This window comes from Enterobacter cloacae complex sp. S3 (assembly GCF_014930495.1).
GTDB classification, from domain to species: Bacteria; Pseudomonadota; Gammaproteobacteria; order Enterobacterales; family Enterobacteriaceae; genus Enterobacter; species Enterobacter asburiae_B.
This window is the reverse complement of record NZ_JADBRD010000004.1, coordinates 111,424-136,433: the sequence shown is the minus strand read 5'-3', so window position 1 is coordinate 136,433 and position 25,010 is coordinate 111,424. Positions and strand designations below refer to the sequence as shown.

Sequence of the window (25,010 nt, the reverse complement as noted above, 5' to 3'; positions counted from 1 at the left end):
AAAAGCCTGATGCTGAAGCATTCAGGCTTTTGCTGCATCAGGGAAGGAATCATGCATGAGCCACGCGATAGAATTTATCGAAACATCACTTTTTACCCGGCAGTTCAAAAGTATTGCTACGGATGATGAATTAAGGGATCTCCAAAAGGAACTCATTGCCTGGCCTCATAAAGGCGATTTGATCCAGCATACAGGCGGGCTACGTAAAATAAGAATGGCTGTTGGCTCAAAGGGAAAAAGCGGCGGGGCCAGAGTCATCTACTTTCTGGCTACTGAAGAGGTGATTTTTTTCCTCATGGCCTATCCAAAAAGCATGAAGGACAGCCTGACCGATGTAGAGAAAGCCGAACTCAGAAAACTCACGTCTGTTCTCACCAATAGCGCTTCCAGTTCCGTCAATTAAAGGTGTACTATGTACTCCATCAGGCAAGAAGGGGCAGACAATGAGTATCTTTGATGAACTTAAGGCTTCGCTTGAAGAGGCTGCCGAGATCCAACGTGGTAAGAAAACTCCATCACGAGTCACTCGCTATGAGGTCGCGGACGTTCGGGCGATAAGAGAGCAGTTAAATGTCACTCAAAGCGAAATGGCGAAGGCTCTGGGTACAAGTGTTGATACGATTAAAAGCTGGGAGTCGAAACGGCGAAACCCAACGGGATTAGCGGCGAAAGTGCTAAATGTGATTAGAGATAATCCCGCGTTTTTCAGAGCGCTTGCGGGGCAGTGAGCTGATATCTATCTGTACAATTTATGCCGGGTGGCGGCGATGCCTTACCCGGCCTACAACACCGCTTTACCATAGGCCTGATAAGCGTAGCGCCATCAGGCTTTTAGCAGCGTAAACACGCTCGTATCATTATTCTGCCAGATGAGGATGAAGCGTTTACCCTCAGGATAGTCTCCAGCCGGGTTCGAAAGCGCCAGCGTGATTGTTTTTTCCGTTAACTCTGTGACTCTCGCCCACTCAAACCCCATGTAAGTATTTGCCTTTGGAAAGAGCGCCTTAAACAAACTCTCTTTGGCGCTAAATGCCAGCGTCAGCGCCAGCGCAAAAGGGTAGCCCGAGTGCGTCAGGCATATCGCTTCCTGCGCATCAACGATGCCGTCCTGGATTTCGCGGGCTTCGTGGTCTGGAAGAATGGCTTCGCAATCAATACCTACGAGCGCATCTTGATGACGGACGGCAACCGCCATCGCCTGCGTGCCGCTATGAGTAATGCTTCCCGAAACCCCTTCCGGCCAGAGCGGTTCGCCGCTGGGGCCGATGCCGGGGATCGCGCGTTCATTTATCGCACCGAGCGCATGCGCGGCGGCGATGCGGCCTGCCAGATGCTCGGCTTTGCGTTTGCGTCCGGCGTTTGAAAGTTCAGCGTAGTGGGGGAGCCAGAGAAGGTCGGCGTCGGTGAAGGTGGTGGGGGCGAAGGTGACGTTGTGGACGGTGTGGCCGGCAAGAATGAACGTGGTGTGGGTTGTGTGCATGTTTTTTCCCTTCAGAATTGTGCGGCCTGATGCCCTCACCCCGGCCCTCTCCCACGGGGAGAGGGAGCAAACACGAAAAACGGCAACTCAGTTGCCGTTTTGTTTTTACCTTAGAAGCGCGTATTCACGCTCATGTACCAGGTACGACCCGGCTCATTATACGTATACGCTCCCGCACCGTACATATACGCACCGGTGGTGGCGTTGCCCGTGGTCTGGGCATTACCCGCGCGCCACTGGCGTTTGTCGAAGACGTTATCCACGCCGCCGGTCAGGCTGACGTTTTTGGTCATGTCCCAGGTCGCGCTCAGGCCAACGATGCTGTACGGACTGATTTCGTCTTTCTCAGACCCGGTCACCGGCTGACCTTTGTAGTTATACTTCTTCGGCTGCTGCTTGCCGTACCAGGTAAAGGTCGACTGGAGCGACACGTCCTGATGAACCTGCCAGCTCAGGGTCGAGTTCAGCGTGTACTCCGGAATGATCGACAGACGGTCGCCGGTCTCCTTGTTTTTGCTCTGCAGCATCCAGGTGATGTTGTTGGTCCAGTTGATCGTGTCGCTGACCGGCACGTTCAGGGAGCCTTCCAGCCCTTCGACGACCGCTTTCGGAACGTTTTCCCACTGGTAGATATCCGTCTGCACTTTACCGGAAGAGGTGTGACCGATCGGCGCGTAGCCCGCTTCAATCTTGTCGCGATAGTCGTTGCGGAACCAGGTCACGCCCGCCAGCCAGCCGTCGCGTTTCCACTCCAGACCAATCTCTTTGTTGATGCTGGTTTCCGCTTTCAGATCGTCGTTGCCCATCATGTAGCAGCCCACGCCGTCCGAGCTGGCGTAGCAGCCCTGGCCTTTGCTGTAGAGCAGGTAGTTCGGGTTGGTCTGGTACAGGCTCGGCGCTTTATAGGCGCGCGCGATCCCCATCTTCAGCGTGAAGTCATCGCCCAGACCTTGCGACAGGTTCAGGGACGGGCTCCAGTTGTTGCCGACGATAGTGTGGTGATCGAAGCGCAGGGCAGGGGTCAGCATAGTGCTGTCGGTCAGCTCCATGTTGTTTTCGGCGAACAGGGAAAAAATCTCCGCCGAAGTGTACGGGCTGCGGTCGTTGCTCATGCCCGGAACGGTGCCGCCCTGCAGGGTTTGCGTAAAGGAGGTGGAGTCCTTCATGCGCTGCTGGTTCCACTCGGTGCCCAGCGTCAGGTTCTGGTTGACGAGGAAATCAATCGGCAGGTTGATCTCGCTGTGCAGCATCACGTCGGCCAGGTCGGTGTCGGTGAATTTATTGCTGTTGAATAACCCTTCCGTCCCGCCCGCCAGACCTTCGCCCAGGCGGGAGTTGCGGGTGTGTTCGTACTGCGCCCAGCTGCTGGTGGTGATGCCGTTATCCCAGCCGCCGTTCCAGGTCACCGCGAAGTTCTGGCGGTAGATACGGTTAGTCTCTTTGCCGTAATTCTTCTTCACCAGCGCGCTGTCGTTGTTGGTGTTCTGCGTGTCGCCCGCGTAGAGGTTGTTCTGGCGGCTGTAGCCCGCTTCGAACTCCAGGGACTGCATGGGCGCGAAGTCCCAGCGCACCACGCCATTGATGTCTTTGTTTTCCACGCCCTCGCGGCCAGCCGGCAGGGTGTTGGCGTAGGCACCGGTACGATCGGACTGATGACCCTGGTTGATGTCCCACGCGTCGGCCTGGGTTTTATCGAGGTTACCGAACATGCGGAAGCTGAAGTCGCCGCCCAGGGGGCCGCTCAGGCTGAAGTTGGTGCGCCTGGTGGAACCTTCGTCCTTATGTTCTGGCGCGTTCAGGTAGGTGTTCCAGGAGCCGTGCCACTGGTCGTCGAATTTTTTGGTGATGATGTTTACCACGCCGCCTGCCGCGCCGTTGCCGTAGCGCGCGGCTGCCGGACCGCGGATCACTTCGATACGCTCGATCATCTCCGGCGGCACCCAGCCGGTATCGCCGCGGGTGTCGCGCTCGCCGCGCCAGCCCAGACGAATAGAGTTGCGGCTGGTGACCGGCTTGCCGTCGATCAGGATCAGGGTGTTTTCCGGGCCCATGCCGCGAATGTCAATCTGACGGTTGTTGCCGCGCTGGCCGCTGGTGGAGTTCCCGGTCAGGTTAACGCCCGGCATGGTGCGGATGATTTCCGCCACGTCGCGCGCGGGCGGGTTTTTGCGGATCTCGTCGGCGGTAATGGTCGACACGCCCGGCGCCTGTAAATTCTGCTCGGCGGCGGTGATCACCATCGTATCTTCGTGCTGCGCAGAGGCGGTGTTGTCGTCTGCCATGGCGGGCAGCGCGACACCATAAATCCCTAAATTGACCAGCAAGGCCAGAGAGTGAATCTTCTTATTCATTGTACGTCCCGCTTTTATGGTTATTTAATGAGCGCGCTTCCCACAGCGCGGGCATTACGCTATTGCAAATGCAAATAGTTATCAATAATATTATCAATAAAATTTGCTCTGAAACAAAAAAGACTGTGAAACATGGGGTTATAAGGGTGACGACGTTAACAACCGGAAGTGAAGCGTGGTGGCAGTCGAAAAACGGACCTGAATGGGAACGTCAGAAGGAGAAGTGTCGCGTCACCTTCTGGTGGCGGGATCCGGCAGGAACGCAGAAAACCTCATTGGTCAAACGCGTCTGGCTCTACGTTACCGGCGTGACCGATCACCATCAAAATGCCCGCCCGCAGTCCCTCGAGCGCATCCCGGATACCGACGTCTGGCAGTGGCAGGGCGAATTCAGCCCCGAGTGGCGCGGGAGCTACTGTTTTATCCCTTCTGTAAATGAAAACGATTTTGCCGATACCGTGTTTGAAGGCGAACTGCCGGACCGCATGGCGCTGCGCGAAGGCTGGCGCAGGCTGCTGCCGCACGCGGTTTCCGACCCGCTGAATCGGCAGAGCTGGCGCGGCGGGCGCGGTCATGCCGTTTCGGCGCTGGAGATGCCGGACGCGCCCGTTCAGCCCGGCTGGGACCATCCCGATACGCAGTATCACCAGCCGGTCTGCATTGAGTGGAACAGCGAGCGTCTCAACAACCGTCGCCGCGTGTGGATTTTTACCACCGGGGACGACGGCACCGAGCGCCCGCTGGCGTTGCTGCTCGACGGGCAGTTCTGGGCCGAAAGCATGCCCGTCTGGCCTGCGCTGACGTCGCTCACCACCGGGCGCCAACTGCCCCCTGCGGTCTACGTATTAATCGATGCGATCGACATGGAACACCGCAACCGCGAATTGCCCTGTAACCCCGATTTCTGGCTGGCGGTACAGGAAGAACTTCTCCCTCTTGTAAAACATCTCGCCCCCTTCAGCGACCTCGCCGACCGTACCGTGGTGGCGGGCCAGAGCTTTGGCGGACTCTCTTCGCTTTATGCTGGCCTCAGCTGGCCGCAGCGTTTTGGCTGCGTGCTGAGCCAGTCCGGCTCGTACTGGTGGCCGCACCGCGGCGGGCAGCAGGAAGGATGCCTCATCGAACAGCTCAGAGCCGGTGAGCTGACCGCGAGCGGGCTGCGTATCGTCCTCGAGGCCGGGCGCAACGAGCCGCTGATTTTCAATGCCAATCAGGCGATTTACGCCGAACTACACGCGCAGCAGGTTACCTGGCGTCAGGTTGACGGCGGACACGATGCGCTTTGCTGGCGCGGTGGGCTGACGCAGGGGCTGATGACCCTCTGGCAGCCGCTCATTCAATAACGGAGTCTGTATGGAATTCAGCAATCCTTTCGATAATCCGCAGGGACAGTTCGCCATTTTGCAAAACGACCAGGGGCAGTACAGCCTGTGGCCGCATCAGTGCGAACTGCCGGCGGGGTGGCGCGTGGTGTGCGAAGCGCAGTCTCAGGAGGCGTGCCAGCAGTGGCTGGCCGGGCACTGGCGCACGCTTGAACCGTCTCATTTTGCGGGGGAGAACGCATGAACCGTCTTCCCCTCGTCGCCGCCCAGCCGGGTATCTGGATGGCGGAGCAGCTGTCCACGCTGCCAAACGCCTGGAGCGTGGCGCACTACACCGAGCTGAAAGGCGATATCGACGCGCCGCTGCTGGCAAAAGCCATCGCTGAGGGCATGATGCAGGCCGATACCCTGCGGATGCGTTTTGCCGAGGATAACGGCGAGGTGTGGCAGTGGGTGGATGACACTCTCATTCTGCCGGAGCCGTCCATCGTTCGCGTTGCCTCTCACGAAGATGCCGTGGCGCTGATGGAGGCCGATCTCAACCAGAACCTGCGCGTCGACAGCGGTCAGCCGCTGGCGTTTCACCAGCTGATTCAGGTGGGTGAAAGCCACTGGTACTGGTATCAGCGCTATCACCATCTGGTGGTGGATGGCTTCAGCTTCCCGGCCATTACCCGCCAGATCGCCGCGATTTACGCCGCGTGGAAAAAGGATGAACCGACTCCTGACTCCCCGTTTACGCCATTTGCCGAAGTGGTGGAAGAGTATCAGCGCTATCGCGACAGCGAGGCGTATCAGCGCGACGGCGCCTTCTGGGCGGAGCAGCGCAGGCAGCTTCCTTCTCCGGTCTCGCTCTCTTCCGCGCCGCTGCCGGGACGCGCCGCCACTACCGATATTCTGCGCCTCAAAATCGCCGCCGACGGTCGCGCCTTTAGCCAGCTTGCACAGGCGGCAGGGCAGGCGCAGCGTACCGATCTGGCCCTTGCGCTGGTGGCGCTGTGGCTGGGCCGCCTGACCGGAAGGCTGGACTACGCCGCCGGGTTTATCTTTATGCGCCGCATGGGCTCCGCCGCGCTGACCGCGACCGGGCCGGTGCTCAACGTCCTGCCGCTGGGGGTGAATATCAACCCGCAGGAGAGCCTGCCGGAGCTGGCGCTGCGCCTGGCCAATCAGCTGAAAAAAATGCGCCGCCACCAGCGCTACGACGCCGAGCAGATCGTGCGCGACAGCGGGCGTGCCGCAGGCGAAGAAGCCCTGTTTGGCCCGGTGCTGAACGTGAAGGTGTTTGATTATCAGCTGGATATCGACGGCGTGGAGGCCATCACCCACACGCTGGCCACCGGCCCGGTGAACGACCTTGAACTGGCGCTGTTCCCGGACGAACAGGGCGGATTGAGCATTGAGATCCTCGCCAGTAAGCAGCGTTACGATGAGGCGACGCTTTCCCGTCACGTCGCGCGCCTGAACGCGATGCTGATGCAGTTTGCGGCCAACCCGGACCTGCGCTGCGGCGAAGTGGAAACCGTTTCAGAGCAGGAATACCAGAGGCTTGCGCGCATCAACGATACCGGACTGGCGCTGCCGGCCACCACGCTGGCGGATCTGGTGGCGGAGCAGGCGAGCAAAACGCCGGACGCCCCCGCGTTGGCGGACGCGCATATTGAGCTCAGCTACCGCCAGATGCGCGAGCAGGTGGTTGCGCTGGCAAACCTCCTGCGCGCGCGCGGCGTGAAGCCGGGCGACAGCGTGGCGGTGGCCCTGCCGCGCTCGGTTTTCCTGACGCTGGCGCTGCACGGCATCGTCGAGGCCGGCGCCGCGTGGCTGCCGCTCGACACCGGCTACCCGGACGACCGCCTGCGGATGATGCTGGAAGACGCGAAGCCATCCCTGCTCATTACTACCGACGAGCAGCTTCCGCGCTTTAGCGATCTGCCGATTAGTGCATTTAGTTACAACACCCTTTTACCGGCTGCGGATGCAAAACCGCTGCGACTGGCGAAGCCGGAGCAGACGGCGTACATCATCTTTACTTCCGGTTCGACGGGGCGTCCGAAAGGGGTGATGGTTGGCCATACCGCCATCGTTAACCGCCTGAAGTGGATGCAGGACCACTACCCGCTGGACGCGACTGACGTGGTGGCGCAGAAAACGCCGTGCAGCTTTGACGTGTCGGTGTGGGAGTTCTGGTGGCCGTTTATCGCCGGGGCGAAGCTGGTGATGGCCGAGCCGGACGCGCACCGCGACCCGCAGGCGATGCAGAGCTTCTTCGCGCAGTACGGCGTGACTACTACCCACTTCGTGCCGTCGATGCTGGCGGCGTTTGTCGCCTCTCTGACGCCGGAAAACGTCGACTGCTGCACGACGCTTAAGCAGGTGTTCTGCAGCGGCGAAGCGCTGCCGACCGGGCTGTGCCGCGAGTGGGAGCAGCTCACCCGTGCGCCGCTGCACAACCTCTATGGCCCAACCGAAGCGGCGGTGGACGTCAGCTGGTATCCGGCGTTTGGCCCCGAGCTGGCGGCGGTGGAAGGCAACAGCGTGCCGATCGGCTTCCCGGTGTGGAACACGGGGCTGCGCATTCTGGATGCGATGATGCGCCCGGTGCCGTTCGGCGTGGCGGGCGATCTGTATCTCACCGGCATTCAGCTGGCGCAGGGGTATCTGGGCCGTCCGGACCTCACCGCCAGCCGCTTTATTGCCGACCCGTTCGCCCCGGGCGAGCGGATGTACCGCACCGGCGACGTTGCCCGCTGGCTGGACAACGGCGCGGTGGAATATCTCGGCCGCAGCGATGACCAGTTAAAAATCCGCGGACAGCGCATCGAGCTGGGCGAAATCGACCGGGCGATGCTGTCGCTGCCGGACGTGGCCCAGGCCGTGGCGCACGCCTGCGTGTTCAACCAGGCGGCAGCCACCGGCGGCGATGCCCGCCAGCTGGTGGGGTATGTGGTTTCCGAATCCGGCTTACCGCTGGATCTCGACGCGCTGATGGAAGCACTAAAAGCACAGCTGCCGCCGCATATGGTGCCGGTGGTGCTGCTGCAAATCAGCGCGCTGCCGCTCAGTGCGAACGGCAAGCTGGATCGCAAGGCGCTGCCGCTGCCGGAGCTGACGAGTAAAACCTCCGGACGCGTGCCGGAAAACGAATCCGAAATCGCCGTCGCGCAGGCGTTTTCTGTCCTGCTGGGCTGCGAGGTGAACGATATCGACGCCGATTTCTTTGCCCTCGGCGGACACTCGCTGCTGGCGATGCGCCTGGCGGCACAGCTCAGCCGCACGTTTGGCCGCAGGGTCACGCCGGGGCAGATAATGGTCGCCTCGACGGTGAGCAAGCTCAGCGCGCTGCTGGACTCGCAGATGAGCGACGAGCAGGCGCAGCGACTGGGGTATGAAACCCTTCTTCCGCTGCGCGAAAGCGACGGCCCGACGCTGTTCTGTTTCCACCCGGCGTCCGGCTTTGCCTGGCAGTTTAGCGTCCTGGCACGCTACCTCAGCCCGCGCTGGTCCATCGTCGGCATTCAGTCGCCGCGTCCGGACGGTCCAATGCAGCAGCGTGCGGATCTGGATGGGGTGATTGAGCATCATCTGGCTACGCTGCGTAAACAGCAGCCGCAGGGGCCGTATTATCTGTTCGGCTATTCCCTCGGCGGCACGCTGGCGCAGGGTATTGCCGCCCGTCTGCGCGAGCAGGGTGAAGCGGTGGCCTTCCTCGGCCTGCTGGACACCTGGCCGCCGGAAACCCAGAACTGGTCGGAGAAAGAGGCCAACGGCCTCGACCCCGAGGTGCTGGCGGAAATCGAGCGCGAGCGCCGGGCGTTTATCGCCGCCCAGCAGGGTCAGGGCTCCAGCGAGCTGTTTAACGCTATCGAGGGCAACTACGCCGACGCGGTGCGGCTGCTCACCACGGCGCGCAGCGCGCGCTTTGACGGCAAAGCGACGCTGTTTGTCGCCGAGCGCACGCGAACGATGGATCCGCAGGTCGCCTGGGCGCCGTGGGTGGCGGAGCTTGAGGTGTACAGCCAGGACTGCGCCCACGTGGATATCATTTCACCGCAGGCGTTTGAGAAGATAGGGCCGGTGTTGAGGGAGATATTGGGGTAACGTCAAAAGCGCCGGGTGGCGGCTACGCCTTACCCGGCCTACGCATCCGTGGTTGATGTTTGTTGGGTTTGCTCCCTCTCCCTGTGGGAGAGGGCCGGGGTGAGGGCATCAGACCGCACGCTTGCCCAGCGGCACCACCAGCGGCGTACCCGCCACCGGATCGTCAATAATCATGCAGCGCATGCCGTAGATCCGCTCGATCAGCTCCGGCGTTACAATCTCTTTCGGCGCGCCCTGCGCCACGATCTCACCGTCGCGAAGCGCAATCAGATGCGTCGCATAGCGGCACGCCTGGTTTAAGTCGTGCAGCACCGCCGCCAGGGTATACCCCTGCGTGCGGTTCAGCTCGCTCAGCAGCTCCAGCAGGTCAATCTGATGGCTGATGTCGAGCCAGGTTGTCGGCTCGTCCAGCAGCATGATCGACGTTTCCTGCGCCAGCACCATGGCGATCCACGCCCGCTGACGCTGTCCGCCGGAGAGGGTGTCCACGCTCTGCTGGGCGAGATCGGTGATGCCCGTCGCCAGCATCGCGCGGTTCACCGCCTCGTCATCCTCTTTGCGCCAGCGGGTAAACAGCGGCTGATGCGGGTAGCGCCCGCGCGAGACCAGCTCCTGCACCGTGATGTCGCCCGGCGTGGTGGCGTTTTGCGCCAGCAGACCGATGCGTCTGGCCACCTCTTTGCTGGCGAAGCGCTGGATCTGCTCCCCGTCGAGGAACACGCTGCCTTCAGCCGGCGTCATCAGGCGGCTCAGGGTGCGCAGCAGGGTCGATTTGCCGCAGCCGTTCGGGCCGATAATCGCGGTGAAATGGCCGTCCGGAATGGCGACGGATAAGTCACGGGCAATGATTTTTTTGCCGTAGCAGAGGGTTAAGTTTTCGCCGCGCAAGCGGGTGGTTGAATCAGTCATTTCCTGCGTGACTCCTGAACGAGCAAGACGATGAGGTAAATCCCGCCGAGGCTGACGGTCACCACGCCCACCGGCAGTTGATAAGGCATAAACAGCCGCTGGGCGCAGAGATCGGCGGCCAGCAGCAGCAGCGCGCCGCACAGCGCCGCCTGGGTTAATCCCCAGCGCGCCGTGCCGCTAAGTCGCCGGGCGATGTGCGGTGCCACGAGGGCGATAAACGAGATTGGCCCGGCAATCGCGGTGGAGGCGGCGGTCAGCAGTACGGCGACCAGCATCAGCATCAGGCGCGAGCGCTCGACGCCCACGCCCAGCGCGCAGGCGCTGTCGTCGCCCATCTCCAGCAGACGCATGCGCCGCACCAGCAGCAGCGCGCCGATAAACATCAGCAAAATCAGCGGCGCGGCGGGCCAGGTTTTGCCCCACGTCAGGCCGTTGAGCGATCCGGCGTACCACAGCCCGGCGGAGAGCGCGGTTTCCAGCGAGGCCTGCAGTAAAAGCCAGGTGTTAAAGGCCATCAGCATGGCGCGGATGCCGATCCCGATGATGATCAGGCGAAAGGTGTCGATACCGTTGCGCCAGGCCAGCGCCCAGATCAGTAATGACGTCAGAATGCCGCCCGCCATCGCCGTAAAGGTAATGGCCGTCAGGTGCTGACCAAATAGCACCATCGCCACCAGCACGCCGCTCCAGGCCCCGGTGTTAAGGCCCATCACGTCCGGGCTGCCGAGCGGGTTGCGCATCAGCGACTGGAATATCGCACCGCTCACGCCGAGCGCCGCGCCGACCAGAATCGCCATCGCCACGCGCGGCAGTCGCCACTCCGTCACCACCATGGTGATGTTGCGCGGCGCGCTGCCGAGCAGGGCGTTGAATACCTGAGTAAAGTCGAGCGTCACCGCGCCGCTGCGCAGGCTCCAGACAGCCAGCAGCAGAATGACGATAGTCAGCAGGCATACGCTGGTGAGTAAACGACGGGACGGGGCCATCATGCGCCACCTCCGCGTTTACGGCGTACCAGGAAAATCAGCACCGGCGCGCCGATAAAGGCGCTGACCACCGAGACGCGCAGCTCGCCGGGCACCAGCAGGCGGCCCAGCACGTCGGCAAACAGCAGCAGGGCAGGGGTCGCCAGCAGGGTCACCGGCAGCGACCAGCGGTGATCCGCCCCCACCAGCCAGCGCGCCATGTGCGGCATCATCAGGCCGATAAAGGCGATCGGACCGACCACGGCGGTCGCGCTGCCGCACAGAATCGTGATGGCCAGAAGTCCAGTCAGCTGCGTGCGCGCCACGCGGTTGCCGAGGGCGGTCGCGGTGTCGCTGCCGAGGCTCAGGCTGTTGAGCGACCGGCTTAAAAACAGCGCCACGGCGGCGGCGATAATGACCGGGATCGCCACCACTTTTAGGGTTTCGAGGGTGCGGATATCCAGCGAGCCGGCCTGCCAGAAGCGCAGCTGGTCGTAGACGTCCGGGTTGAGCAGGGCGATGCCGTTGGACAAGCCCTCCAGCACCGCCGCGAGCGCCACGCCCGCAAGCGTCAGGCGTACCGGGCTCAGCTGCCCGCCGCCCTGGCTGCCGGTAAAGGCGACCACCAGCGAGGCGGCCAGCGCGCCGCAGAAGGCCATCACCAGCTGTTCGGAGGGCGAGGTCAACCCGAACAGCGCCGCGCCGAGCACGATGGCAAAGCTGGCGCCGGAGTTAACGCCGAGAATACCGGGATCCGCCAGCGGGTTACGGGTAAGGGTTTGCATCAGGGCACCGGCAAGGCCGAGCGCGCCACCGGCCAGCAGTCCGGCAAGCGTGCGGGGCAGACGGGCGTCGAGCACGATGACGCAGTCGGCGCTCTGGCAGGTGCCGGAGAGCGCATCAACGATAACGGACGCGGGCAGCGGCTTCGCGCCGACCAGCAGGCTGAGTGCAGCCGCAAGGATCAACAGCAGCAATAAAACGGGCACGGCAACGGCGCGCACCGAAGAAGAGGAAAACGACATAGCAACATCCATGATTTGATAATGATAGTGATTATCGTTATCTATCTTATTTGGCTATGTTAGCATGTGCGCCCATGGAATGGGTAGAAATAGACTCAAGGCTTTGTCATGAATCAAAAATCCTGGCTGCTCAATCTCAGCCTGCTTAAAACGCATCCGGCGTATCGCGCCGTTTTTATCGCTCGCTTTATCTCCATTTTGTCCCTCGGGCTGCTTGGCGTCGCCGTGCCGGTCCAGATCCAGACCATGACGCACTCCAGCTGGCTGGTGGGGTTATCCGTCACCTTAACCGGCGGGGCGATGTTCATCGGCCTGATGGTCGGCGGCGTGCTGGCGGACCGCTACGAGCGTAAAAAGCTGATCCTGCTGGCGCGCGGCACCTGCGGCGTGGGCTTTATTGGGCTGTGTCTGAACGCGATGCTGCCGGAGCCGTCGCTGATCGCGATTTATGCCCTGGGGCTGTGGGACGGTTTCTTCGCCTCGCTGGGCGTGACGGCGCTGCTGGCGGCGACGCCCGCGCTGGTCGGGCGCGAGAACCTGATGCAGGCGGGGGCGATCACCATGCTCACCGTGCGTCTGGGCTCGGTGATTTCGCCGATGGTGGGCGGCCTGCTGCTGGCGACCGGCAACGTGGCCTGGAACTACGGGCTTGCGGCGGCGGGAACCTTTATCACCACGCTGACGCTGCTGCGCCTGCCGCTGCTGCCGCCTCCGCCGCAGCCGCGCGAGCATCCGCTGAAATCGCTGATGGCCGCGATTCGTTTCCTGTTCAGCAACCCGCTGATTGGCGGGATTGCGCTGCTCGGCGGCCTGCTGACCATGGCGAGCGCCGTGCGCGTGCTCTACCCGGCGCTGGCGGGAGAGTGGCAGATGAGCGCCTCGGAGATTGGCATTCTCTACGCTGCCATTCCGCTCGGCGCGGCGTGCGGGGCGCTGACCAGCGGCAACCTGGCGCAGAACGCGCGTCCGGGGCTGATTATGCTGCTTGCCACGCTGGCCTCGTTTATCGCCATCGGCTTCTTCAGCCTGATGCCGGTGTGGGCGCTCGGGGTGCTGTGTCTGGTGATTTTCGGCTGGCTGAGCGCCATCAGCTCGCTTTTGCAGTACACCCTGATCCAGACCCAGACGCCGGAAGGGATGCTCGGGCGCATTAACGGCCTGTGGACGGCGCAGAACGTCACGGGCGATGCGATTGGCGCGGCGATCCTCGGCGGGCTGGGGGCGATGATGACTCCGGTGGCCTCGGCGAGCTGCGGCGGGTTTGTACTGGCAATTATTGGCGTGATTTTGTTAGTGGCGCTGGTGGAATTGCGGCGGTTCAGGCAGGAGAGTGCTCCGGTGTGATTTGCCGGGTGGCGGCTGCGCCTTACCCGGCCTACATTTTGCACTCGTAGGCCCGGTAAGCGAAGCGCCACCGGGCGCAGCTGTTACCCAAAGATTGCTTCTAAACGCTGCAACACCAACACCGCGCTGTAATAATCCAGGCGGAACGTCTCCGTTCCCAATGCCCAGACCCGTTTGTTTTTCACCGACGGCAAATGCGCCAGCAGCGGGTTGGCGTAAATCGCATCCACGTCTTTCCGATCGCCGGCAAACACAAACAGCCCTTCGCCGTTCAGCCCCGTCGCCAGGTTTTCACCGCCCAGCTGGATGATGTCGTGGCGTTTGCCCTGGCTTTTTGAGGTGTGCAGTCCGGCGGGCAGCTCCGCAAGCGTAAAGCCCAGCTGGTGCAGCAGCTTGCCCTGAGCGGATTCCGCAGTCCACAGGTTGGCGCTGTGCGCGGCGGCGGTGTAGACGATGGCGTTCACCGGTTGCGGCGGCAATTTCATCTGCTGTTTCACCTGCGCGAGCTGTTTATCAAACGCGGCAATGCGCTCTGCGGCCTGTTTTTCCTGCCCGGTGAGGCTGCCCAGCTGCGTCAGCAGTTCCTGCCAGCTTTTGTCGTCGTAGTTGATGATAAGCGTTGGGGCGATGGCGGAGAGCTGATCGTACAGCGCCAGCGCGGAATCCCCGCCGGTAGCGCTGATCAAAATCAGATCCGGCATTTGCGCGGCAACCGCTTCGGCGCTCGGCTCGCCAATGTACAGCCGCGCAACCTTGCGCTGTTTCGCAATATCACCCCACTGACGCAAAAAGCCCTGCGCATCCGCCACGCGGTTGTTCGGCGTGGTCGCGCCGCTGGCAACGACCGGCGCGTCAATCGCCAGCAGGGAGCCGGTTAAGGTCACGCTGGTGGAGACAATGCGCGTCGGTTTGCTCTCAAGCGTGTGAACGCCACGGCTGTCGGTCACCTGACGCGGCCAGTCGGCGGCAACGGCTGAGGCAAGTCCTAAAACAAAAAGTCCAGATAAAAGCAGGGTATTACGGAATAGGGCAGGGAATTTCACAGCGCGACATCCTGTTTTTGTTGAAGATAATGCTTCTCATTTTCATGGTTGATGCGAAGGGATGCAAGCTTTTGTCGCATAAGTTATTTGTCCGACGGTTGACAGCGAAGCGATGTGGGATTAGGTTAGCCGACGAAAATATAAATGATAATCATTATTGCTTCTTTTATCATTTTGAGGAGGATGATATGGACACGTCCCTGGCTGAGGAAGTTCAGCACACCGCGACCACGCTGCAATCAGACAGCTTTTTCTTTATGTCGCCTTACCGCAGTTTTACTACCTCAGGCTGTTTTGCCCGCTTCTCTGAACCCGCCGTCGGCGGTGACGATCCGGCCGGGCAATTCCAGCAAAAATTAGCCCAGGCCTTCCGGAATGCGAAAGCTAACGGTATCGCTCATCCGGTGATGGTGGGGGCTATTCCGTTCGATACCCGCAAGCCATCTTCTCTGTTTATTCCGCAGCGCTGGCAGACCTTTTCCCGTCCGGCACGTCAGCAGTCCGCACGCTATTTTTCCGGCTCGCAGGCGCTGAAGGTGGAACAACGCACCGAGATCCCGCCGCAGCCCGTGTTTGAAGAGATGGTCGCTCGCGCCGCGTCGCTTACCGCCACGCCGCAGGTGAACAAGGTGGTGCTGTCGCGTCTGATTGATATCGCGACCGACAAACACATGGACAGCGGCGCGCTGATGGAGAGGCTGATCGCCCAGAACCCGGCGAGCTTTAACTTCCACGTGCCGCTGGAAGACGGCGGCGTGCTGCTCGGCGCCAGCCCCGAACTGCTGCTGCGTAAAGAGGGCGCGCACTTTAGCTCGCTGCCGCTGGCAGGCTCGGCGCGTCGTCAGCCGGACGACGTATTAGATCGCGAAGCGGGCAATAAGCTGCTGGCCTCCGAAAAGGACCGTCACGAGCACGATCTCGTAACCCAGGCGATGAAGGCCATTCTGGCACAGCGAAGCCACCACCTGAGCATGCCGTCTTCCCCGCAGCTCATCACCACGCCGACGCTGTGGCATCTGGCGACGCCGGTTGAAGGTGACGCGCGTGAAAACGAAAACGCCCTGACTCTGGCCTGCCTGCTGCACCCGACCCCGGCGCTGAGCGGCTTCCCGCATGAGGCGGCAAAAGAGCTGATCGCCGAGCTGGAGCCGTTCGACCGCGAGCTGTTCGGCGGCATCGTCGGCTGGTGCGACAGCGAAGGCAACGGCGAGTGGGTGGTGACCATCCGCTGCGCGCGTCTTCGCGAAAATAGCGTTCGCCTGTTTGCCGGCGCGGGCATTGTGCCTGCCTCTTCGCCGGTGGGCGAATGGCGCGAAACGGGCGTGAAGCTCTCCACCATGCTCAACGTGTTTGGCTTGCACTAAGGATCGCTCATGACCATTCCCTTTACCCGCTGGCCTGAGGAATTCGCCCGCCGCTACCGCGAAAAAGGCTACTGGCAGGATCTGCCGCTGACCCACATCCTGACGGATCGCGCTGAAAGCGATGCCGTGGCGATTGTCGACGGCGAGCGGCACATCACCTACCGCGCGTTTAATCAGGCGGTGAACAACCTGGCGTCCGCTCTTCAGGTGCGCGGGCTGCAGCGCGGCGAGACCGCGCTGGTGCAGCTCGGTAACGTGGCCGAGTTCTACGTCACTTTCTTTGCGCTGCTGCAAATTGGCGTCGCGCCGGTTAACGCGCTCTTTAGCCATCAGCGCAGCGAGCTGAACGCCTACGCGGAGCAGATCAAACCCGCCGTGCTGATTGGCGATCGCGACCACGCGCTGTTTGCGGGCGATGATTTCCTCAACGCCTTTGTGGATGCGCATCGCTCGGTACGCCTTGTACTGCTGCGCGGCGATAAGGACGAACACGCCCTGGAAGCGGCGATTGCGCGTCCGGCGGATAACTTCATTCCGAACCCGACGCCCGCTGACGAAGTGGCGTTTTTCCAGCTTTCCGGCGGCAGCACCGGCACGCCGAAGCTCATCCCGCGCACGCACAACGACTACGACTACAGCATCCGCCGCAGCAACGAGATCTGCGGAATCAATACACACACCCGTTATCTGAACGCGCTGCCCGCGGCGCATAACTACGCCATGAGCTCGCCGGGATCGTTAGGCGTCTTCACCGCCGGCGGCTGCGTGGTGCTGGCGAACGATCCGAGCGCCACGCTCTGCTTCCCGCTGATTGAACGGCATCAGATTAACGTCACCTCGCTGGTTCCTCCGGCGGTAAGCCTCTGGCTGCAGGCGATTGCCGACGGCGCGGGCAACGCGCAGCTCAAATCCCTCAGGCTGCTGCAGGTGGGTGGCGCACGCCTCTCCGCCACGCTCGCGGCGCGCATTCCGGCGGAAATCGGCTGCCAGCTTCAGCAGGTGTTCGGCATGGCGGAAGGGCTGGTGAACTACACCGCGCTCGACGACTTGCCGGAGCGCATCATCAACACCCAGGGTCGCCCGATGTGTCCGGACGACGAAGTGTGGGTGGCGGACGAACACGGCAACCCGCTGCCGCGCGGTGAGGTCGGGCGTCTGATGACGCGCGGGCCGTACACCTTCCGCGGCTATTTCAACAGCCCGGAACACAACGCCAGCGCCTTTGACGCCGACGGCTTTTACTGCTCTGGCGATCTGATCGCCATCGACGAGCAGGGCTACATCACCGTGCAGGGGCGCGAGAAGGATCAGATCAACCGCGGCGGCGAGAAGATCGCCGCCGAAGAGATTGAAAACCTGCTGCTGCGCCACGAGGCGGTGATCCACGCCGCGCTGGTGAGCATGGAGGACAGCCTGCTGGGCGAAAAAAGCTGTGCGTATCTGGTGGTGAAACAGCCCCTGCGCGCGGTCGAGGTGCGCCGCTTCCTGCGCGAGCAGGGCGTTGCCGAATTCAAGCTGCCGGACCGCGTGGAGAGCGTGGATGCGCTCCCGCTGACGCCGGTCGGCAAAGTCGATAAGAAACAGTTGCGCCTGTGGCTTGCTGAACGCGCCCGGGGCTGAGGAACAGAGTATGGCCATTCCAAAATTAACCGCTTACGCGCTGCCGACCGCCGCAGAGTTGCCGACCAGTAAAGTAAACTGGGCGTTTGAGCCTGAACGTGCCGCGCTGTTGATCCACGATATGCAGGAGTATTTCCTGAACTTCTGGGGCGAAAACAGCGCAATGATGCAGCAGGTGGTGGCGAATATCGCCAGACTGCGCGCTTACTGCAAAGCGCACAATATTCCCGTGTACTACACCGCTCAGCCGAAAGAGCAGAGCGACGAAGACCGCGCCCTGCTGAACGACATGTGGGGGCCGGGCCTGACCCGCTCGCCGGAGCAGCAGCGCATTGTCCGCGAACTGACCCCGGACGAAGCGGACACGGTGCTGGTGAAGTGGCGCTACAGCGCGTTTCACCGCTCGCCGCTGGAGCAGATGCTGAAAGAAACCGGACGCAACCAGCTGCTGATTACCGGCGTTTACGCCCACATCGGCTGTATGACCACCGCCACCGATGCCTTTATGCGCGACATCAAACCGTTCTTTATCGCCGACGCGCTGGCGGATTTCACCCGTGACGAGCACCTGATGTCGCTGAACTATGTGGCCGGACGCTCGGGCCGCGTGGTGATGACCGACGAGCTGCTGCCGTCCGTTCCGGCGACCAAAGCCGCGTTGCGTGAGCTGATCCTGCCGCTGCTGGACGAGTCCGACGAGCCGATGGATGACGAAAACCTGATCGACTACGGCCTGGACTCGGTGCGCATGATGGCGCTGGCCGCCCGCTGGCGCAAAGTGCACGGCGATATTGACTTCGTGATGCTGGCCAAAAATCCAACCATCGACGCCTGGTGGGCGCTGCTGTCCCGCGAGGTGAAGTGATGGGGCTGGATTTCACCGGTAAAACCGTCTGGGTGACGGGCGCGGGTAAGGGGATTGGCTACGCGACGGCGCTGGCGTTTGTGGAGGCGGGCGCACGGGTGACCGGCTTCGATCTGGCTTTTCCGCTGGGGGATTATCCGTTCGCCACTGAAACCCTGGACGTGGCGGATGCCGCGCAGGTGCATGAAGTGTGCGGGCGGGCGCTGGCGTCGCTTGAACGGCTGGACGTGCTGGTCAACGCGGCGGGCATTCTGCGCATGGGGGCGACGGACCAGCTTTCGCAGGAGGACTGGCAGCAGACCTTCGCGGTCAACGTCGGCGGCGCGTTCAACCTGTTCCAGCAGACGATGGGCCAGTTCCGCCGTCAGCAGGGCGGGGCGATAGTCACCGTGGCGTCCGACGCGGCGCACGCGCCGCGCATCGGCATGAGCGCCTACGGCGCGTCGAAGGCGGCGCTGAAAAGCCTGGCCCTGACCGTCGGGCTGGAGCTGGCGGGCAGCGGCGTGCGCTGTAACCTGGTGTCGCCGGGCTCAACGGACACCGATATGCAGCGCACCCTGTGGAAAAGCGACGACGCGGAGCAGCAGCGTATTCGCGGCTTTGGCGAGCAGTTCAAGCTCGGCATTCCGCTGGGCAAAATCGCTCGTCCGCAGGAGATTGCCAGCACGGTGCTGTTCCTTGCTTCCGATGCCGCCAGCCATATCACCCTGCAGGATATCGTGGTGGACGGCGGCTCCACGCTGGGGGCGTAAGATGATCTGGAAACGTCATTTACCGCTCGAGGAGCTGAACGCGACCAGCCTGAACACCCTGGTGGCGCATCTCGGTATCGTCTATACCCGCCTCGGCGACGACACGCTGGAAGCGGAGATGCCGGTGGATGCGCGTACCCATCAGCCGTTTGGCCTGCTGCACGGCGGCGCGTCGGCGGCGCTGGCGGAAACGCTGGGGTCGATGGCCGGTTTTCTGATGACCCGCGACGGGCAGAGCGTGGTGGGGACGGAGCTTAACGCCACGCACCATCGTGCGGTCTCTCACGGCAAAGTGCGCGGGGTATGCCAGCCGTTGCATCTGGGGCGTTCGAGTCAGAGCTGGGAGATTGTGGTATTCGACGAGCAGGGGCGGCGGTGCTGCACCTGTCGGTTGAGTACGATGGTGTTGGGCTAAGCCAGGCAGATCAAAGTGATCGGCTTAACACTGTGGTGTAAATCTCTGGTTTGACCACGCATTATTGCGTTTCAAAGTTGTTAAATTTTTCCGGTTGTTCTAGAAACAAAATGTAACATCTCACTGTTTCACAACAACGGACAACAACTATGAACAACTCAGGGAAATACCTTATATGGGCAGGGCTCTCCGTTGTGGGAGCCTTTGCCCTGGGCTACATCGCCCTCAACCGGGGGGAGCAGATCAATGCGCTCTGGATCGTTGTCGCCTCCGTCTGCATTTATCTGATCGCGTACCGTTTTTATGGCCGCTATATCGCAAAGAACGTTCTGGGCGTTGACGCGACGCGCATGACGCCTGCCGTCCGCCATAACGACGGGCTGGACTACGTGCCGACCGACAAAAAAGTGCTGTTCGGTCACCATTTTGCGGCGATTGCCGGAGCGGGCCCGCTGGTGGGGCCGGTGCTGGCGGCGCAGATGGGTTACCTGCCGGGGATGATCTGGATCCTCGCGGGCGTGGTGCTGGCGGGCGCGGTGCAGGACTTTATGGTGCTGTTCGTCTCGACCCGCCGCGACGGGCGTTCGCTGGGTGAGCTGGTGAAAGAGGAGATGGGGGCAACCGCCGGGGTAATTGCGCTGGTGGCGACCTTTATGATCATGGTGATCATCCTCGCGGTGCTGGCGATGATCGTGGTGAAAGCGTTGACCCACAGCCCGTGGGGGACCTATACCGTTGCCTTCACCATTCCGCTGGCGCTGTTTATGGGGATTTATATTCGCTACCTGCGCCCGGGCCGCATTGGTGAGGTGTCGGTAATTGGCCTGGTATTCCTGGTGTTCGCCATTATCTCCGGCGGCTGGGTGGCGGAAAGCCCGACCTGGGCGCCGTTCTTCGACTTTACCGGCGTCCAGCTGACCTGGATGCTGGTGGGCTACGGCTTTGTGGCGGCGGTGCTGCCGGTATGGCTGCTGCTGGCTCCGCGTGACTATCTCTCTACGTTCCTGAAAATCGGCACCATCGTCGGGCTGGCGATCGGCATTCTGATTATGCGTCCGACCCTGACCATGCCTGCGTTAACCAAATTCATCGACGGTACCGGCCCGGTCTGGACCGGTAACCTGTTCCCGTTCCTGTTTATCACCATCGCCTGCGGCGCGGTGTCGGGCTTCCACGCGCTGATCGCATCCGGAACCACGCCGAAGATGCTGGCGAATGAAAATCAGGCCTGCCTGATCGGCTACGGCGGCATGCTGATGGAATCCTTTGTCGCCATCATGGCGCTGGTCTCTGCCTGTATCATCGACCCGGGCGTGTATTTCGCGATGAACAGCCCGATGGCGGTACTGGCACCGGCTGGCACCGTTGACGTGGTGGCGTCCGCCGCGCAGGTGGTGAGCGGCTGGGGCTTTGCGATTACCCCTGATACGTTGACGAGCATCGCCAGTGAAGTGGGCGAGCAGTCGATTATCTCCCGTGCGGGCGGAGCGCCGACGCTGGCGGTCGGCATGGCGTATATTCTTCACGGCGCGCTGGGCGGGCTGATGGACGTGTCGTTCTGGTATCACTTCGCCATCCTGTTCGAGGCGCTGTTTATCCTGACGGCGGTGGATGCAGGAACCCGTGCGGCGCGCTTTATGCTGCAGGACCTGCTGGGGGTGATCTCCCCGAACCTGAAGCGTACCGATTCGCTCCCGGCTAACCTGCTGGCGACGGCGCTGTGCGTGCTGGCGTGGGGCTACTTCCTGCATCAGGGGGTAGTCGATCCGCTGGGCGGGATTAACACCCTGTGGCCGCTGTTTGGTATCGCCAACCAGATGCTGGCAGGCATGGCGCTGATGCTCTGCGCGGTGGTGCTGTTCAAGATGAAGCGCCAGCGTTACGCGTGGGTGGCACTGGTGCCAACCGCGTGGCTGCTGATCTGTACCCTGACGGCGGGCTGGCAGAAAGCCTTCAGCCCGGACAACAAGGTGGGCTTCCTGGCGATCGCCAACAAGTTCCAGGCGATGATCGACAGCGGCAAGATCCCGGCGCAGTACACCGAGTCGCAGCTGTCCCAACTGGTGTTTAACAACCGTCTGGATGCCGGGCTGACCATCTTCTTTATGGTGGTGGTCGTGGTGCTGGCGTTGTATTCTCTCAAGACCGCGCTCGCGGCGTTGAAAAACGATCAGCCAACGGCGAAAGAAACACCGTACGAGCCGATGCCTGAAAACCTGGAAGAGATTGTGACCCAGGCGAAAGGGGCGCACTAACCTGTTTGCCGGGTGGCGGCTTCGCCTTACCCGGCCTACATTTCTTCTCCGCCCTCACCCTCCGGGAGAGGGCCGGAAACAAACGAGAAACTGATTATGTTCGACACTCTATCCAAAGCAGGTAAATACCTGGGCCAGGCCGCCAAAATGATGATTGGCGTGCCGGACTACGACAACTACGTCGAGCATATGCGCGTCAACCATCCGGACCAGACGCCCATGACCTACGAAGAATTTTTCCGCGACCGCCAGGACGCCCGCTACGGCGGCAAGGGCGGGGCGAAGTGCTGTTAACCCTCTTTCGGTAAATAGAGGCTGATCTGTTCCTGCCTGCAGCCGTAGATCGCTGCCAGCTTTTCACGGGTGCGCTTTTGCGGACGGGAGTCGAGCGCTTCCAGCTGCGACACGGCGGACTGGGTGATGCCGAGTTTTTCCGCCACCTCCTGCTGGGACATGCCGCGCAGGATACGCCACGCGGCCTGCAGGCTGACGTTCTCGTTATGCATGACGTCGCACACTTCACCAGGTAATCCTACGTCATCATAACAATCGTGTTCGACTTCAATATCCTCTAGATCATCATCGGTTTCGTCGTCGATTTCTGCCATCTGTAAGCACATACGAAAGTATTCATCATAGGGAATAACGACGTACTGCGCTTTTCCGTCATCGTCCTTAATTAGCTGAACAGCCATAGGGGGCTTTCTCCTCGTGAAGGTAGGTCGTTGATGTTCTGCGCTTGACGGCCAAAACATAACAATGGTTATCGGGATCGTCCCGAAGTGTAATCAGAATGCGGTAATCGCCAACGCGTAGCCGGAATTGATTTTCTGTTGCCGATATTTTTTTGATATCGGGCCGGGGAGCTGAGCGATCGTCCAGCTCAGCAAGTTTTGTTTTGATTCTTCGCTGATATCGGCCATCGATTTTGAAAAACTCTTTCTTTGCATTCTTTGACCAGACAATCTTCATCCGTACCTCCACTGTACGCCCACACAAAGTATAAGGAAATAATAAGGCTATTAGATAAATTCCGAATTTCTAATGGGGTACTGTAGAGCGGGGAAATAACCGGAGAAAGCGGCAAAACGCGAACCGTCGAGGATGCTCGGAAACGCCTCTGCCGGGCGACAGAGGCTTGCAGGGAGATTGCGATCAGGCGTTCAAACCGCCGTCCACATCCAGGCCGGTGCCGGAGATCTGCCCGGCCGCCGGGCTGGCAAGAAACGTGACCGCCGCCGCGACGTCTTCCGGCTGACCGTAATGACCCAAAGCAATAAGCTGACGCTGAGAGTCAGCCTGTTCCCCGTCTTCCGGGTTCATATCGCTGTTGGTGGGGCCGGGGTGCACCAGGTTAACGGTAATGCCGCGCGGCCCTAAATCACGGGCCAGCCCGCGGGTGAGGGAGTTCAGCGCCGATTTGGTCATCGAGTAAACGGCAATGCCCGGCTGCGCCACGCGGTTTGCCAGACAGCTGCCGATGTTGATAATGCGCCCGCCGTCGGACATGTGCACCAGCGCTTCCTGAATGGCGATCACCACGCCGCGAATGTTGACGTTGATTAGGGCGTCAATGTCCGCCAGCGTCATAGACTCCAGCGGGCCGCCGCGCGCGATCCCGGCGTTGTTGACCAGAATGTCCAGCCCGCCAAGAGAACGCGCCGCATGGGTGACGGCATCCTGAATCGCCTGCGCGCTGGCGCTGTCGGCCTGCACGGCTTCGCTGTGTCGTCCCAGCGCCTTAATCTCATCGGCGACCGCCTGGGCTTTATCGGCAGATTTTTCATACGTAATAATCACATCCGCACCGGCGCGCGCCAGCGACAGGGCAATCGCACGACCCAACCCGCGGCTGGCACCGGTAACCAGCGCCTTTTTACCTGTTAAATCGATCTGCATGATGACCTCGTTACGAGAGTGGTAAGAATCATCATTAGGTATAGCCTGTCGGCGCGATCAACGGCTGAAGGATTCTACTTTCTCAAACGCGGCGCGCAGAACGTCAGGCGTTAACGTAACAGGTAAATAGTGAATCGACTCCACCGGGCGCAGGGTGTGGGCGATGACCCGATCCAGCTCGTCGCGGTTATTGATGTCGACGTCCAGCTCGCGAAGCGTGGTCGGCAGGTTAAAACGCTGGTAAGCCGTCACCAGCTGCGCCAGCACGTCGTCCTGGCCGAGCAGGGCGCTCTGCACCAGAATGCCGTAGGCCACCTTGGTGCCGTGCAGGTATTTCTCCGTCTGCGGCAGCACGGTTAAGCCGTTGTGTACCGCATGCGCCGCCGCCACGCGCGTATAGCGTTCGCCCAGGCCGCCGACCATCCCGCCGCCGGCGATGATTGCATCCACCACGTCCCGGAACGCCTGCGTCTGTTCGCCGCGCTGCTGGTCGGCCAGCGCCTCTTCGCTGCGCGCCAGCAGCACGTCGCGGATCGCCAGCGCGCCGTTAATGCCCAGCCGCACGGTCAGCGGCAGGTTCTCCGGCTCAGGTGCCAATACCACCGCTTCGTACCACTTCGCCAGCGTATCGCCGATGCCCGCCAGCAGATACTCCGCCGGAGCGTTAAGGACGATCTGCGGCTCCACCAGCACCAGGAAGTTGGCGTCGTCGAAGATCTCAAAATGCAGCGCCTGACCGGCATCGTTGTACCAGACGGAGAGCGGGGTCCACGCCGCGCAGGTGGCGGCAATGGTGGGGATGCCCACAAACGGCACCCCTAAGCGGCGCGCCACGGCCTTGACGGTATCCATCACCGCGCCGCCGCCGACGCCAATCACCACGCTGGCGTCGCTGCCGGATTCATTCACCAGATGGGTGACGTCGCGCTCGCTGCAGTGGCCTTTAAACAGCAGGCGTTTCGCTCCCGGCGCGTTAAAGCTCTCGGGCAGGAAAGGGCGCGCGCCTTCGATAGCGCGCTCGCCGTAAATCCACACCGCGCGGGAGAGCTGCTGCGGGGTAAAGAAGTTATCCAGCTGCGCAAGGCTTCCGGGATGAGAGAAGTAGTTCGCCGGGCCAGGCACGACGCGGATATCGGTGTTGCTCATGATGGTGTCCTTTTTGCGGAAGCGCTAACCCGATGTTATGTCTGGACATCCGGATGGCTAATAATATTTCGCTTTAACTTATGCCTTTTCCGTCGTTGTCAGTCAACCAGAGCTGTGAAAAATTCGATAAATCAGAAGAGTAATGAAGGATTTACGC

General features: G+C 61.4%; 23 protein-coding genes. 13 read left to right on the top strand and 10 right to left on the bottom strand.

Going from position 1 to position 25,010, the window contains the following annotated elements:
• Positions 1–55: 55 nt before the first annotated feature.
• Positions 56–403: a type II toxin-antitoxin system RelE/ParE family toxin gene (locus tag IM317_RS00950; protein ID WP_033144884.1), complete on the top strand. Its 348-nt coding sequence runs from the start codon at positions 56–58 to the stop codon at positions 401–403.
• A gap of 40 nt (positions 404–443) precedes the next feature.
• Positions 444–728, top strand: a complete 285-nt coding sequence (gene nadS / locus IM317_RS00945; protein ID WP_033144885.1) for a NadS family protein — start codon at positions 444–446, stop codon at positions 726–728.
• A 95-nt stretch (positions 729–823) separates the two neighbouring features.
• Here nadS and entD read toward each other — a convergent pair whose 3' ends face one another.
• On the bottom strand, positions 824–1,480 hold the full coding sequence (entD, locus tag IM317_RS00940; protein ID WP_033144886.1) for an enterobactin synthase subunit EntD: 657 nt from the start codon (positions 1,478–1,480) through the stop codon (positions 824–826).
• Between the two features lie 110 nt (positions 1,481–1,590).
• Complete coding sequence (locus IM317_RS00935; RefSeq protein WP_033144887.1) at positions 1,591–3,831, bottom strand: TonB-dependent siderophore receptor; 2,241 nt, start codon at positions 3,829–3,831, stop codon at positions 1,591–1,593.
• A 146-nt stretch (positions 3,832–3,977) separates the two neighbouring features.
• Here IM317_RS00935 and fes point away from each other — a divergent pair, with 146 nt between their 5' ends.
• Genes fes through entF form a run of 3 tightly spaced genes read left to right on the top strand, consistent with a single transcriptional unit; the run spans position 3,978 to position 9,251 of the window.
• On the top strand, positions 3,978–5,174 hold the full coding sequence (gene fes / locus IM317_RS00930; protein WP_033144888.1) for an enterochelin esterase: 1,197 nt from the start codon (positions 3,978–3,980) through the stop codon (positions 5,172–5,174).
• Positions 5,175–5,184: 10 nt separating this feature from the next.
• Entirely contained in the window at positions 5,185–5,397 is a 213-nt protein-coding gene (locus IM317_RS00925; protein ID WP_033144889.1) for an MbtH family protein, read from the top strand.
• Entirely contained in the window at positions 5,394–9,251 is a 3,858-nt protein-coding gene (entF, locus tag IM317_RS00920) for an enterobactin non-ribosomal peptide synthetase EntF (RefSeq protein WP_033144890.1), read from the top strand. The genes IM317_RS00925 and entF overlap by 4 nt, the downstream gene beginning before the upstream one ends.
• Positions 9,252–9,359: 108 nt before the next feature.
• Here entF and fepC read toward each other — a convergent pair whose 3' ends face one another.
• The 3 genes from fepC to fepD are packed head-to-tail and all read right to left on the bottom strand — an operon-like array spanning position 9,360 to position 12,150.
• Positions 9,360–10,160 carry an iron-enterobactin ABC transporter ATP-binding protein gene (gene fepC / locus IM317_RS00915; protein ID WP_033144891.1) on the bottom strand — a complete coding sequence of 267 codons (801 nt, stop codon included), beginning with the start codon at positions 10,158–10,160 and terminating at the stop codon, positions 9,360–9,362.
• The gene (gene fepG / locus IM317_RS00910) at positions 10,157–11,146 is read right to left on the bottom strand and encodes an iron-enterobactin ABC transporter permease (RefSeq protein ID WP_072196612.1); all 990 of its coding nucleotides are present in this window, start codon (positions 11,144–11,146) and stop codon (positions 10,157–10,159) included. Before fepG ends, fepC begins: the two co-directional genes overlap by 4 nt.
• Positions 11,146–12,150 (bottom strand): Fe(3+)-siderophore ABC transporter permease, encoded by a 1,005-nt coding sequence (fepD, locus tag IM317_RS00905; RefSeq protein ID WP_033144893.1) that lies wholly within the window; start codon positions 12,148–12,150, stop codon positions 11,146–11,148. The genes fepG and fepD overlap by 1 nt, the downstream gene beginning before the upstream one ends.
• 108 nt (positions 12,151–12,258) lie before the next feature.
• Here fepD and entS point away from each other — a divergent pair, with 108 nt between their 5' ends.
• Positions 12,259–13,494 carry an enterobactin transporter EntS gene (entS, locus tag IM317_RS00900; protein WP_033144894.1) on the top strand — a complete coding sequence of 412 codons (1,236 nt, stop codon included), beginning with the start codon at positions 12,259–12,261 and terminating at the stop codon, positions 13,492–13,494.
• Between the two features lie 83 nt (positions 13,495–13,577).
• Here the strand turns inward: entS and fepB are convergent, their stop codons facing one another.
• Positions 13,578–14,537 (bottom strand): Fe2+-enterobactin ABC transporter substrate-binding protein, encoded by a 960-nt coding sequence (fepB, locus tag IM317_RS00895; RefSeq protein WP_033144895.1) that lies wholly within the window; start codon positions 14,535–14,537, stop codon positions 13,578–13,580.
• A gap of 188 nt (positions 14,538–14,725) precedes the next feature.
• Between fepB and entC the strand changes: the two genes are divergently transcribed.
• The 7 genes from entC to IM317_RS00860 all read left to right on the top strand — a co-directional run bounded on the left by entC (position 14,726) and on the right by IM317_RS00860 (position 22,102).
• Positions 14,726–15,901, top strand: coding sequence for an isochorismate synthase EntC (gene entC / locus IM317_RS00890; protein WP_033144896.1), 1,176 nt, complete (start codon positions 14,726–14,728; stop codon positions 15,899–15,901).
• A 9-nt stretch (positions 15,902–15,910) separates the two neighbouring features.
• Positions 15,911–17,521: a (2,3-dihydroxybenzoyl)adenylate synthase EntE gene (entE, locus tag IM317_RS00885; protein WP_033144897.1), complete on the top strand. Its 1,611-nt coding sequence runs from the start codon at positions 15,911–15,913 to the stop codon at positions 17,519–17,521.
• A 10-nt stretch (positions 17,522–17,531) separates the two neighbouring features.
• The gene (locus tag IM317_RS00880; protein ID WP_033144898.1) at positions 17,532–18,386 is read left to right on the top strand and encodes an isochorismatase; all 855 of its coding nucleotides are present in this window, start codon (positions 17,532–17,534) and stop codon (positions 18,384–18,386) included.
• Entirely contained in the window at positions 18,383–19,138 is a 756-nt protein-coding gene (entA, locus tag IM317_RS00875; RefSeq protein WP_033144899.1) for a 2,3-dihydro-2,3-dihydroxybenzoate dehydrogenase EntA, read from the top strand. Before IM317_RS00880 ends, entA begins: the two co-directional genes overlap by 4 nt.
• A 1-nt stretch (position 19,139) precedes the next feature.
• Positions 19,140–19,553, top strand: a complete 414-nt coding sequence (gene entH / locus IM317_RS00870) for a proofreading thioesterase EntH (protein ID WP_023310710.1) — start codon at positions 19,140–19,142, stop codon at positions 19,551–19,553.
• A 149-nt stretch (positions 19,554–19,702) separates the two neighbouring features.
• On the top strand, positions 19,703–21,808 hold the full coding sequence (gene cstA, locus IM317_RS00865) for a pyruvate/proton symporter CstA (protein WP_033144900.1): 2,106 nt from the start codon (positions 19,703–19,705) through the stop codon (positions 21,806–21,808).
• A gap of 96 nt (positions 21,809–21,904) precedes the next feature.
• Positions 21,905–22,102 (top strand): YbdD/YjiX family protein, encoded by a 198-nt coding sequence (locus IM317_RS00860; RefSeq protein WP_006809671.1) that lies wholly within the window; start codon positions 21,905–21,907, stop codon positions 22,100–22,102.
• On the opposite strand, the gene IM317_RS00855 is transcribed toward IM317_RS00860, so the two are convergent.
• The 4 genes from IM317_RS00855 to IM317_RS00840 all read right to left on the bottom strand — a co-directional run bounded on the left by IM317_RS00855 (position 22,099) and on the right by IM317_RS00840 (position 24,853).
• Positions 22,099–22,503: a helix-turn-helix domain-containing protein gene (locus IM317_RS00855; protein ID WP_033144901.1), complete on the bottom strand. Its 405-nt coding sequence runs from the start codon at positions 22,501–22,503 to the stop codon at positions 22,099–22,101. The two genes, IM317_RS00860 and IM317_RS00855, sit on opposite strands and share 4 nt — an antisense overlap.
• Positions 22,484–22,780: a type II toxin-antitoxin system RelE/ParE family toxin gene (locus IM317_RS00850; RefSeq protein WP_033144902.1), complete on the bottom strand. Its 297-nt coding sequence runs from the start codon at positions 22,778–22,780 to the stop codon at positions 22,484–22,486. Before IM317_RS00850 ends, IM317_RS00855 begins: the two co-directional genes overlap by 20 nt.
• Before the next feature lie 183 nt (positions 22,781–22,963).
• Positions 22,964–23,707, bottom strand: a complete 744-nt coding sequence (locus IM317_RS00845) for an SDR family NAD(P)-dependent oxidoreductase (RefSeq protein WP_032661029.1) — start codon at positions 23,705–23,707, stop codon at positions 22,964–22,966.
• A gap of 57 nt (positions 23,708–23,764) precedes the next feature.
• Positions 23,765–24,853: an oxidoreductase gene (locus IM317_RS00840; protein ID WP_033144903.1), complete on the bottom strand. Its 1,089-nt coding sequence runs from the start codon at positions 24,851–24,853 to the stop codon at positions 23,765–23,767.
• Positions 24,854–25,010: the final 157 nt, after the last annotated feature.